This is a genomic window from Brevundimonas sp., from assembly GCF_029945885.1.
Classification (GTDB): Bacteria; Pseudomonadota; Alphaproteobacteria; order Caulobacterales; family Caulobacteraceae; genus Brevundimonas.
Window position 1 is genome coordinate 1 of record NZ_JAQSDK010000031.1, and the last position, 11248, is coordinate 11248.

General features: G+C 67.1%; 9 protein-coding genes and 1 pseudogene. 5 read left to right on the top strand and 5 right to left on the bottom strand.

Translation table 11 applies throughout. The features are described from left to right. The first annotated feature begins 147 nt into the window (after positions 1 to 147). The 5 genes from PSV00_RS11650 to aguB all read left to right on the top strand — a co-directional run bounded on the left by PSV00_RS11650 (position 148) and on the right by aguB (position 7719). Positions 148 to 1374, top strand: a complete 1227-nt coding sequence (locus tag PSV00_RS11650) for a capsular biosynthesis protein (RefSeq protein ID WP_300447368.1) — start codon at positions 148 to 150, stop codon at positions 1372 to 1374. Positions 1375 to 1442: 68 nt separating this feature from the next. Further along, a complete protein-coding gene (gene msrA / locus PSV00_RS11655) occupies positions 1443 to 2075 on the top strand; it encodes a peptide-methionine (S)-S-oxide reductase MsrA (protein WP_300447370.1) in 633 nt (210 codons plus the stop codon). Between the two features lie 167 nt (positions 2076 to 2242). Continuing rightward, positions 2243 to 5641, top strand: coding sequence for a TonB-dependent receptor (locus PSV00_RS11660; RefSeq protein WP_300447373.1), 3399 nt, complete (start codon positions 2243 to 2245; stop codon positions 5639 to 5641). A 198-nt stretch (positions 5642 to 5839) separates the two neighbouring features. After that, positions 5840 to 6850, top strand: a complete 1011-nt coding sequence (locus tag PSV00_RS11665; RefSeq protein WP_300447375.1) for an agmatine deiminase family protein — start codon at positions 5840 to 5842, stop codon at positions 6848 to 6850. Further along, entirely contained in the window at positions 6850 to 7719 is an 870-nt protein-coding gene (gene aguB / locus PSV00_RS11670) for an N-carbamoylputrescine amidase (RefSeq protein WP_300447377.1), read from the top strand. The genes PSV00_RS11665 and aguB overlap by 1 nt, the downstream gene beginning before the upstream one ends. Before the next feature lie 6 nt (positions 7720 to 7725). Here aguB and PSV00_RS11675 read toward each other — a convergent pair whose 3' ends face one another. The 5 genes and pseudogenes from PSV00_RS11675 to PSV00_RS11695 form a co-directional block, all read right to left on the bottom strand. Continuing rightward, positions 7726 to 8520: a PA-phosphatase gene (locus PSV00_RS11675; protein WP_300447379.1), complete on the bottom strand. Its 795-nt coding sequence runs from the start codon at positions 8518 to 8520 to the stop codon at positions 7726 to 7728. Continuing rightward, positions 8517 to 8993, bottom strand: a complete 477-nt coding sequence (locus tag PSV00_RS11680; RefSeq protein WP_300447382.1) for a hypothetical protein — start codon at positions 8991 to 8993, stop codon at positions 8517 to 8519. The genes PSV00_RS11675 and PSV00_RS11680 overlap by 4 nt, the downstream gene beginning before the upstream one ends. Before the next feature lie 104 nt (positions 8994 to 9097). Continuing rightward, on the bottom strand, positions 9098 to 9340 hold the full coding sequence (locus PSV00_RS11685) for a ribonuclease (protein ID WP_300447384.1): 243 nt from the start codon (positions 9338 to 9340) through the stop codon (positions 9098 to 9100). 108 nt (positions 9341 to 9448) lie between these two features. Continuing rightward, complete coding sequence (locus PSV00_RS11690; RefSeq protein WP_300447387.1) at positions 9449 to 10504, bottom strand: deoxyhypusine synthase; 1056 nt, start codon at positions 10502 to 10504, stop codon at positions 9449 to 9451. A 114-nt stretch (positions 10505 to 10618) separates the two neighbouring features. Continuing rightward, positions 10619 to 11248 (bottom strand): annotated as a pseudogene (locus PSV00_RS11695) (type III PLP-dependent enzyme); the annotation flags it as partial.

An 11248-nucleotide genomic window follows, 5' to 3' on the forward strand; every position in this document is an offset into this window, starting at 1 on the left:
ATCACGACACGATTGAACCGCCGGCCCCCGCAAGGAGGCCGGCGGTTTTCGTTTGCGATCGCGACGGCTTGCCAAGACCGCGTTGCGGCCCCTAGGAACAGGGCGTCATGCCAATAACCTGATGAAGGGACCGGCATTTTGCTCGATATGGTCGATCCCCTTCCGTCAGACCCGGAACGCTCGCGCCCGGATCTGGCCGGGCGGCGGTTCCTGATCGTCACCGCCCCGTTCGGCCCGTTCGCCGGACGGCTGGCCGACGCCATCCGCGTCCGGGGCGGCGGCGTCGTCCGGATGCTGTTCAATGTCGGCGACCAGCTGTCATGGCGGCGACCCGGGGGCGTGGCCTTCCGCGAGGGCCCCGCGGCCTGGCCCGGTCGGCTGTCGGCCATGCTGCCAGACGTGACCGATGTGATCATCTTCGGCGAGGGCGGCCCCTATAACGGCGCGGTCACCGCCCTGCCGCAGCCGCGATCCGTCCGGGTCTGGGTTCTCGAGAACGGTTATTTCCGCCCCGACTGGATCACGCTGGAACCGGACGGGGTCAATGCCCGCACCAATCTGCCGCGGACCCGGGCCGACTATGACCGCCCGGTCCCGGTGCCGCCCCCGGCCCGGTCGATGGGCCGGAGTCTGCCGTATCATGTGTTCAACATCAGTCTGCACCATCTGGTCCAGGTGCCGGGGCGGATCCTGTTTCCCTTCTATGCGCCGGCCTATACGGCCCCCGCCTGGCTGCAGTGCGCCGGTCATATCGGCCGCTACCTGCGCAATCTGACTGTCTCGCCGGTCGCCTGCGACGCCGGAAGACTGGCCGCGCGGGGCCCCTATTTCCTCATCTGCCTGCAGCGGGAGGGCGACACCCAGCTGCTGCGCTATTCGCGTCTGCCGGATAACACGGCCTTTCTCGGCGAGGTGATGACCAGTTTTGCCCGGTCAGCTCCGGCGGACGCCCGGCTTGTGGTCAAGAACCATCCGCTGGATCCGGGCCTGCTCGATCTGCGGCGCATCACCCGGTCCCTCGCGGTCGAGCGCGGTCTGGCCGGACGGGTCGATTTCATCGACGGCGGCAGTCTGGCGCATCTGTGCCGGGCGTCGCGCGGTCTGGTGGTCAATAATTCGAGCGCTGCCCTGTCGGCGCTGGGGTTCGGCACGCCGGTACGGGCGCTGGGCGACGCCTTTTTCGATTTCGACGGACTGACCGATCAGCAGGCGCTCGACAGCTTCTGGTCGGCCCCGCAGCCACCGGATCCGGATCTGTTCCTGCGTTTTCGCGCCACGGTCATCACTCAAACCCAGCTCAACGGCAGCTTCCATGCGCCTGCGGCCCTGGACGACACGGCGCGATCCATCACCGATGTTTTCGCCGCTGCCTGAAACCTGACGCCCGCCGGTATCGTATAAGGACCATGGGCGGGCTCCTGTGTCGGCCAGGAGGATTCCGGATGCTCAATCGTCGATCGCTGTTTCCCGCCCTTCTGTTCGTCGTCATCGCGGCCTGCTCCTCCGGGGAGGCCGCCGAAAGCGCGCCGGCCGCGCCGGCCGCGCCCGGCACCGCCCGCGAGACCGCCGTCTTCGCCGGCGGCTGTTTCTGGTCGACAGAGGCGAATTTCGAACACATGCCCGGGGTGATCGCAGCGGTGTCAGGCTTTACCGGCGGGAGCGTCCGCGCCCCGACCTACGACCAGGTGGTTCGCGGCGGCACCGGTCATGTCGAGGCGGTCCAGGTTACCTATGATCCGGCGCGGATCAGCTATCGCCAGCTGGTGGACGCCTTCTGGCTGACCATCGACCCGACCGACCCTGACGGACAGTTCTGTGATCGCGGGCCGTCCTATGCGACGGCGGTCTTCGCCACGGCGGCGCAGAAGCCCGTCGCCGAGGCCTCGCGCCGGGCGGCGGCGGCCCGGCTGGCCCCGGCCCGGTTCGTCACACCGGTGCGGGATGCCGCCCGTTTCTGGCCGGCGGAACGCCACCATCAGAATTTCGCCCGCCTGAATCCGGTCCGCTATGCCGGCTACAGCCGCTTCTGCGGCCGGGAGGCCCGGCTGCGCCGGGTGTGGGGGGGCACCGACTGACGAGTGTGGCTCATAGGTCACCGTCGGGGGCCGTCACAATTCTGTAATGAACCTGTCGCTCCGGCGTCTAGATGCAAGCCTAGACGGAACGCAACTCGGTCGACTTCGTCAAGCAGGTGTCCGGCATATGGCCGGAACGGGGCGATCTGAGAGAGGATTCATTTTCGATGCGCATCAAAAACCTCAGCTGCGGTGTCTCGCTGGCTGCAATCGCCATGATGGCCTCCACCGCCGTCTATGCGCAGGAAACCACGGGCGCGATCCGCGGCCGGGTTCTGGACGCCAACGGCTCCGCCGCGGCCGCCGCGACCGTCACCATCACCCATGAGCCGACCGGCACCTCCGTCGTCGTAATGACGGACGCCAACGGCTTCTACAGCGCCCGCGGCCTCCGCGTCGGTGGTCCCTACGCCGTGTCGGCCGTGGGCCCGACCGGTCGTGGCGTCAGCTATCTGGGTGCCATCGGCGTCGGCGATGCCGCCAACGGCGACGTCGTCGTCTATGACGAGAGTGCCGCTACCGTCGAGGACGTGATCGTCTCCGGCCAGCGCTTCACCAACGATTTCGGTGCCGGTTCGTCCTCGAACTACGGTGCCGATACCATCCAGTCGCTGCCGTCGATCAGCCGTGACCTGAAGGACGTGGCCCGCCTCGACCCGTTCGCGACCATCGACCCGTCGAACGAGGATGCCCTGTCCTTCGCCGGCACCAACACCCGCCTGAACCAGCTGACCGTCGACGGCATCCGCCAGAACGACGAGTTCGGCCTGAACGGCAACGGCTACCCGACGCAACGTTCGCCGATCTCGCTGGACGCCGTTGAGGCGGTCAACGTTTCGGCCGCGCCGTTCAGCGTCATCAACAACGGCTTCATCGGCGGCTCGATCAACGCCGTGACCAAGTCGGGCGGCAACAGCTTCTTCGGTTCGGCCTTCTACGAGAAGAGCGACGACAGCCTGCTGGGCGACCGGTACTACGGATACGATCAGACGACGGGTCCTGTCGGCAACCGCAACCTGGCCTACGGTCATCGCCGTGAACTGCCCTACAACCGCGTCTTCGACGAAAAGACCTGGGGCGCGACGCTCGGTGGTCCGATCATCCAGGACACGCTGTTCTTCTTCCTGTCCTACGAGAAGTTTGAATCGCAGTTCTCGCTGAACGAAGGCCCGGCCGACGCCGGCTTCGCCAACCCGATCCCGCGCATCACCACCAGCGCCGTCGATACGTTCCGCGCCGCCGCCCAGTCCCGCTACGGCTATGACACCGGCTCCTACGTCGATATCGCGCCGCCGGTCTCGGATGAGAAATATCTCGCCAAGATCGACTGGAACATCAACGACAACCACCGCCTGGCCGTCACCTACCAGGAGACGATCGGCAACTCCTTCAACGGTTCGACCTCTTCGGCCTTCCTCAACGGCGGCTCGACCAGCCAGCCGCGTCTGGCCCTTGAGTCGAGCCAGTATCTGAAGGAAGAGCGGCTGACGACGTGGAACGTCCAGCTGAACTCGCAGTGGACCGACGCCTTCTCGACCGAGCTGCGCTACGGCTACAAGGAAACCGAATCCACCCAGATCCCCGTCGGCGGCCTGTCGGTCGGCCAGGTCACGGTGACGGTTTCGGACCTGCCCGGCGTCACCGCCGGTTCGGGCACCCCGCAGATCCAGTTCGGTGCGGACAATTTCCGCCACGACAACTATCTGTACAGCGAGAACACCAACATCGAGCTGATCGGTCGCTATAACTGGGGGTCGCACGACTTCCTGGCCGGTCTGCGCAACGAGCGTCGTGACTTCCTCAACGTGTTCGTCTCCCAGTCGCTGGGAACCTGGACCTTCTCCAGCTTCGCCAACTTCCAGGCCGGCACGGCGTCCAACCTGTTCATCCGCGGTGCCGTCGATCCGGCCGGCGGCACGGTGCCGGCGAGCTTCGGTACGGCACGTGAAGGGGCCGTGGCCTTCGGCTACGACCTGAGCTCGCTGTATGCTGAAGACAACTGGCAGCTGACCGACGACCTGCGCATCTCCTACGGCCTGCGCTACGACTGGTTCGGCATGGATGACTCGCCGGTCCGCAACGCCAACTTCGCGGCGCGCAACGGCTTCGACAACACCGCCAACCTCGACGGCAAAGACCTGTTCATGCCGCGCTTCGGCTTCAACTGGACGCCCGGTGAGTGGACGGTTTCCGGCGGCATCGGTCGCTTCTCCGCCATCGGCACCAACGTCCAGATCGGCAACCCGTTCGGCAACGACGGCCAGCGCATCACCAACTCGGTGTGCACCGGCCCGCTGACGGGCATCACCGATCTGTCGGTTGTTCCCGCCGGTGCCAACTGCACCTTCACCCCGGGCCAGGGCAGCGTCGTTGCCCTCGACCCGAACTTCAAGACCCCGAGCGCCTGGAAGTATAACCTGACGGTCGCCCACGACTTCCGTCTGCCGCTGATCGAGGACTTCCGCCTGCAGGCCGACGTTCTCTACAACGACTTCGAAAACGCCCTGTACTACACGGACCTGCTGGCCACCCAGGTGGGCACGGCTCCGGACGGCCGTCCGGTCTATTCCCACCCGGCCGGCCCCGCAGTGTTCGATCTGCTGCTGACCAACCTCGACAAGGGCGGCCACTCGCTGTCCACCGCCATCACCGCGCAGAAGGAATGGACCGAGGGCTTCGCCCGTGGCCTGGACGTCCGCGCGACCTACACCTACACCGAGGCCGAAGACGGCAACCCGATGACCAGCTCGCAGCCGGACTCGTCGTATGTTCGTTTTGCCTCGTCGGACCACAACAACCCGACCCTGGCCACTTCGGACTATGAGATCCGTCACCGTTTCTCGGTGAACGCTCACTGGGCCCGCAAGCTGCTGGGTGACAACGAGACGTCGGTGAACCTGTTCGTTCAGCGTCGTTCGGGCCTGCCCTTCTCGTACGTCTTCCACAGCAGCCGCAGCGGCAACTACGACAACGACTTCGGCAACGCCGTGCCGCAGTCCTATTCGGGCGCTCTCGGCCAGAGCAACCAGCTGTTCTACGTGCCGCAGACGGATGCCAGCGGTCTGGTCACCGCAACGAGTGATCCGCGGATCACCTACACCGGCATCAACATGGCGGACTTCAATGCCTTCCTGCAAAACACCGGCCTGATTGACTACGCCGGTTCGATCGCTCCGCGGAACGGCTTCCGTTCGGCGGCCGTGACCACCGCGGACATCCGTCTGTCCCAGGAAGTCTCCGTCCCGTTCGTCCCGACCGGCAAGGTGAAGTTCTACCTCGACGTCGAGAACTTCGGTAACCTGATCAACAGCCGTTGGGGTTCGCTCGAGCAGTATCCCTTCTACAAGGGTGTCGGCACGGTGGTTCTGGCCTGCCAGACCGCGGGCGGTGCTTCGGCATCGTGTGCGGCTCCGGGCGCAGTGTTCAACTACTCGTCGCTGCAGACCCCGAACCTGGCGCTGGGTGCCAATCCCGACGCCTCGCTGTCCGGCGAAGCCCGTCGTCCCAGCTCGCAGCTTCCTGCCTCGACCTGGCAGATCAAGCTGGGTGCCCGGTTCGAGTTCTAGACCCGACACCCTGCGTCAAAAGATTGGGGGCGGTCCGGCAACGGGCCGCCCCTTTTCTTTGGCCGACGGGGGCTCTGTCGGTTTTCTGTCGGGAGGCGGACCCGGTGAAATCGCCCGCCATACATTGAAGTCGTCCCGCCGGGTGTCTATCTGGCCGGGCTGGCCCGCTGGGGCCCTGTCCGGATGTTTGCCGTCGCCATGACCTCTTCGCTCCCGCCGATCCCGGCCGAATGGACTCCGCACCGCGCCATGTGGGTCGGCTGGCCCAGCCACGCCGAGCTGTGGCTGGACCAGCTCGAACAGGCCCGGGACGAGGTCGAGGCCCTGGTGCGGGCCCTGGCCGGTCCAGGCCGCGAACAGGTCCGGCTGATGGTCGGCAATGACGCCTCGCTCGAGGCGGCCCGGGCCCGGTTCGCCGGCGTTGCCGGGGTCGAGGTTGTTGCCGGCCGGTTCGGCGACATCTGGCTGCGCGACACCGGGCCGATCTTCGGCCCCGCGTCCGCTACGGCCCACGCCTTCCGCTTCAACGGCTGGGGCGGAAAATACGACTTTCCCCATGACGACGAGGTGGCCGGCCAAATCGCGGCGGCGGCCCGTGTTCCCCTGACCCGGCATGACTTCATCCTCGAGGGCGGGGCCCTGGATCATGACGGGGCGGGTACCCTGCTGACCACCCGCCAGTGCCTGCTCAATCCGAACCGCAATCCCGGCTGGTCCGAGGCCGCCGCCGAGGTGGCCCTGGGTCAGGCCCTCGGCGCGCGCAAGGTGCTGTGGCTGGGTGACGGCCTGCTGAATGATCACACGGACGGCCATGTCGACAACCTGGCCCGCTTCGTCGCGCCGGGGGTGGTCGCCTGTCCGGTCGCCTGGGGCCGCAACGATCCCAATGACGACGTCTATGACGCCACCGCCAGGGCCCTGTCGCAGATGATTGACGCCGACGGCGGCGCGATCCGGGTGCTGCGCATCCCGTCGCCGGGCTTCGTTCCCGACGAGGACGAGAAGCCGATCCCGGCCAGCCACATGAATTTCCTGATCGCCAACGGGGCCATTATCGTGCCGACCTATGGCGACGATCGCGCCGCCGACCTGGCCGGCCAGGCCCTGGCCACGGTGTTCCCGGACCGCGAGATCATCCTGCTGCCGTCGCTGGCCATTCTCAGTGGTGGCGGCTCCTTCCACTGCATCTCCCAGCAGGAGCCTGCCTGATGGCCCGCACAATCACCGTCGCCGGCCTGCAGACGTCCTATGGCCAGGACATGCAGGCCAATATCGACAGGACCATCGACCTGGTCCGTCAGGCCGCCGCGAAAGGCGCGCAGGTGATCCTGCCGTCGGAACTGTTCCAGGGCCCCTATTTCTGCGTCACCCAGGAGGAGCACTGGTTCGCCACCGCCCATCCGTGGCGGGAGCACCCCTGTGTCACCGCCCTGGCCCCCGTCGCCGCCGAACTGGGCGTGGCCATCCCGGTCTCGATCTTCGAGCGCGAAGGGCCGCATTATTATAATTCGATGGTGATGCTGGATGCCGACGGCGCGCCGCTGGGCGTCTATCGCAAGAGCCACATCCCCGACGGCCCCGGCTATCAGGAAAAATACTATTTCCGGCCCGGCGATACGGGTTTCAAGGTCTGGGACACCCGGTTCGGCCGGGTCGGCGTCGGCATCTGCTGGGACCAGTGGTACCCCGAGACCGCCCGGGCCATGATGCTGATGGGGGCCGAGGTCCTGATGTATCCGACCGCCATTGGCTCCGAGCCGCATGACAGCGAACTGGATACCGCCCTGCCCTGGCAGCGGGCCATGCAGGGTCATGCCGTGTCGAATGTGGTCCCGGTTGTCGGGGCCAACCGGATCGGTCATGAGCGGGTGGCGGGCGACGGCCAGGACTTCTACGGCTCATCCTTCATCGCCGACCATCGCGGCGATCTGGTCGAGAGCTTCGGCCGGACCGAGGAGGGGGTGCTGGTTCACACCTTCGATCGCGACTTCCTGGATCGCCACCGCGCGGCCTGGGGCTTCTTCCGCGATCGCCGGACCGACCTGTACGGCAGCCTGACCGCCCCCCGGCCTGCCTGATCCCGTCTAGCCGTCTGAAGGAAACAGTCGCCGTTCGGCGGCACAGCCCGGGCTTTCCGGGCCGGCGGCGCTGCGGACGGCCGTAACCTCAACCCTTGCCAGGGCCAGGTCGTCCTGAAAGGCCGGGGTCGAGGCGACCGCCGCATAGACCGTATGGCCCAGACCGGCCCCGGCGCTGACGTCGCTCGGCCAGTCCAGACCGCAGACGGCACGACTGAGGCCGATCTCCCGGCCGATACGCTGGACCGGGACGGACCGGTCCGGGGCCAGATCACTGAACAGATCCGCATAGGCGGTGCCGACGGCGGCGGCGATCGATGGCCAGGACGGGGCGGCGCGTCCGGCCTCGGTCAGGCGAATGCAGACGCGCCGCTGCGGATCAACGACCGCCGGGCGCAGGCGCGGGTTACCGCCACGGGCGAGGCCGCCGGTGGCCACCGTATCGATCTGCAGCCGGGTCATCAGCCGGGTCAGGGCCGGCATTGGTTGTGCGGTCATCCGTGCCCCGACGGCACAGTCGAACTGCTGGGCGACGAAGGGCGGACGGAATTCGGCGTGGGTGACGGCCATCAGCCAGCGGTCGCCGCCTTCCAGGGTCCGGTAGGCGTCGGACCCGGCACGGTCCGCCGGGGTTGGGGTGGGGGAGGGCGGCGGCACCTCGGCCGCCAGCCGGGCGGTAACGGTGTCCGCCAGATAGCCGGTGAGGACGATGTCCGCGGTCGGGGGCACCGCGGGCAGGCCGGCACAGGCGGCCAGCAGAAGCGCCGCAACCGCAATGGCCGCGCCGCCTGCCGGTTTCACCGTCCGACGCTCCAGGTCAGCTGGACCGAGGTCGAGCCGTCATCGACCGGATCGGCCACGACCCTGAGGCTGGTGGCGGCGTTGTCGGCGGCGGTGGCACCATAGGCCCGGGCCTTGCCTTGGTTCATGGCCATGACCGATGACAGGCCGGCGGCCTCGGCCTTCTGGCGGTACCAGGCGACCACGGTGTCGGGATCGGCCTCGGTCGTGAAGGAGAGGATGCCGCCGGGACCGTCCGGGCCATTGGCGGCAGTCTGCGCGCCGGTCGGCCGGCTGTCGGGATAGGGGGTGGCGAAGGCCGGGAGGCCCGAAGTCCGGGGGGTCGGAGTCGGGGCTGCGACGACGACCGCAGCGGGACCGACGGCTTCCGCCGTCACGGCGGGGGCTTCGGGGGCGACCGGCGGCACTGCCGGCGCATCACCGTTACCGCAACCCGTGAGCGAGGTTGCCATCGCCATCAAGGCGACTGCCATGCTCCGCTTCATCCGTCGTACGTCCTTGAGACTGTTCTGATTGTGAAAATCACCGTGGCTCATGGATGCGGCGACCACAAGGCGGCACGGTGTTGCCGGGCGTCCTAGTCGGCGGGGCCGTCCCGGTCCGTCGCCGCCCTGCGTCCCTGGGCGGCCAGGGTCGCATTGATCAGGTCCTGATCGGGATCGATGTCGGAGCCGGACGCCGATCCACCCCGCAGGGAGCCCGCGCGGGTATCCGAGCCACCGTCAGACCCCGAAAGCGCCAGGGTGAGAGCCTCCGCGTCCGGCTGGTCTTCGGACCCGGGGCTCGGATGGTCGGCCGCAGGCAGGGGTGTGTCGGTCATGGTGTCATCCTCTCGGGGACTCCAAGCCGTCGCCGGCCGATGGGTTCCCGACAGTCCGGGGACCGGGACACGGTCCCGCCCCCCGGGCCGGTTTGGCAAGCGACGGATTCAGCCCCTGGCGAACAGCTTGTTCCAGCGGCGCTTTTCGCGGTTCTTCCACGATCCGCGGTGCCAGGCGTCAGACCCGATCAGCGGCACCACCGTGGTGGCCTCGGCAAAAACCATCTGCTCATGCGTGGTCTGGACCTTGCCCCAGGATGCCGCCTCCTTCAGCGTCGAGGACGAACAGGCCCCGTCGCGCACGTCGGCGACCGTGATCTGGACCGCATAGCGATGCATCTCGGCCTCGACGCCGAGGATCTCGGCGCAGACGACCGTGTCCTGGGCGAAATTCTTGGGCACGCCGCCGCCGACCATGAACAGGCCGGTGACGCCCGCGGCGATCTTGATGTCGGTCAGTTCGCGGAAATCGGCCACGGCGTCGATCATCAGATAGGGCTGTTTGGCGGCGATCCGCTCCTTCTGGTGCTTGACCAGGCCGAAGCCGGCCGAGCTGTCGACGAAGGCCGGGCAGAAGATCGGCACGCCCTCTTCATAGGCGGTCTGGATCAGGGAGCCGGGCTTCTTGGCATTGCCCTCGCTGAGCCATTTGCCCATCTCCCAGATGAACTCGCGGCTGGAATAGGCGCGCGGCTCCAGCTGGTTGCAGATCTCCAGAATGGTGTGATCGCAGTTCTGGAGCTCTTCCTCGTCGATATAGGTGTCGTAGATCCGGTCGATGTAGTTGTCGCGCAGGACGTTGTCGTCGACCTCGCCGGCCGCCTGGTAGTGTTTGAAGCCGAGGGCCTCGAAGAAATCCATGTCGACGATCGAGGCGCCGGTGGCGACCACGGCGTCGATCATGCCGAATTTCACCATGTCGCGGTACACATGCATGCAGCCGCCGGCCGAGGTCGAGCCGGCCAGGATCAGCCACGGCGAGCAGTCCTTGTCCTCGATGGCCATCGAGAAGATGTCGGCGGCCCGGGCCGTGTCGCGGCTGGAGAACGACATCTTGCGCATCGCGTCGACGATCGGCCGGGCGTCGAAACTGGTGATGTCGATGTGTTCGACGGTGTTCTGGAGCAGCTGGGCCTTGGTGTTCGACTGGACGGGTGCGGTCATCTCGCGGGGTTCCCTGGATTTGAGCGCCCGTCCGGAAAAGTGCAGCGGCCCGGACGGAGCGACGGGCCGCTGCTTCGTTAGATAACCGAGGGACGCTGTCGCGTCAGCCTTGGGTCAGCGTTTCCGCTTGCGCACGCCGGCCTTGCCCTTGGGGCGGGACAGGCGAACGATCTTGCGGGCCTGTTCCTCGGCCGTGGTGCGCACGGTCGGGATGGAGCGGGGTGCCAGGCCGTACAGCGAGGCCATCGGGGCGTCCCCGACCATGGCCAGCTCATGCTCGCCATAGCCGTTGAAGCCGGTCGACATGGCGACGCCATAGGCCCCCAGCATGCCGATCTCGATGAAGTCGCCCTCACGGATATCGGCCGGCAGCCAGAACGGACCGGGCATGTGGTCGATCGAGTCGCAGGTCGGGCCGTAGAACTGGAACGGCTTCAGATCGCCCGAGGCCTCGGCGTCGCGCACCAGCTTGACCGGGAAGGGCCAGCGCGAATGTGTCGCGTCGAACAGCGAACCATAGCTGCCGTCGTTCAGATACAAGGCGTCGCCCTTGCGCAGGTCGACGCGGCACAGGACCGACGACGATTCCGCCACCAGGGCGCGACCGGGCTCACACCACAGTTCAGTGGTTTCCGAGACCGGCATCTCGTTGAAGCCGCGATGGATGGCGTCGGCGTATTCGCTCATGTCCGGCGGGACCATGCCCGGATAGACCGAGGGGAAGCCGCCGCCGACATCGACGAT

Coding starts and splice junctions, on each gene's coding strand:
- PSV00_RS11650 (WP_300447368.1), top strand. CDS start 148: ATGGTCGATCCCCTTCCGTCAGACCCGGAACGCTCGCGCCCGGATCTG.
- msrA (WP_300447370.1), top strand. CDS start 1,443: ATGCTCAATCGTCGATCGCTGTTTCCCGCCCTTCTGTTCGTCGTCATC.
- PSV00_RS11660 (WP_300447373.1), top strand. CDS start 2,243: ATGCGCATCAAAAACCTCAGCTGCGGTGTCTCGCTGGCTGCAATCGCC.
- PSV00_RS11665 (WP_300447375.1), top strand. CDS start 5,840: ATGACCTCTTCGCTCCCGCCGATCCCGGCCGAATGGACTCCGCACCGC.
- aguB (WP_300447377.1), top strand. CDS start 6,850: ATGGCCCGCACAATCACCGTCGCCGGCCTGCAGACGTCCTATGGCCAG.
- PSV00_RS11680 (WP_300447382.1), bottom strand. CDS start 8,993: ATGGCAGTCGCCTTGATGGCGATGGCAACCTCGCTCACGGGTTGCGGT.
- PSV00_RS11685 (WP_300447384.1), bottom strand. CDS start 9,340: ATGACCGACACACCCCTGCCTGCGGCCGACCATCCGAGCCCCGGGTCC.
- PSV00_RS11690 (WP_300447387.1), bottom strand. CDS start 10,504: ATGACCGCACCCGTCCAGTCGAACACCAAGGCCCAGCTGCTCCAGAAC.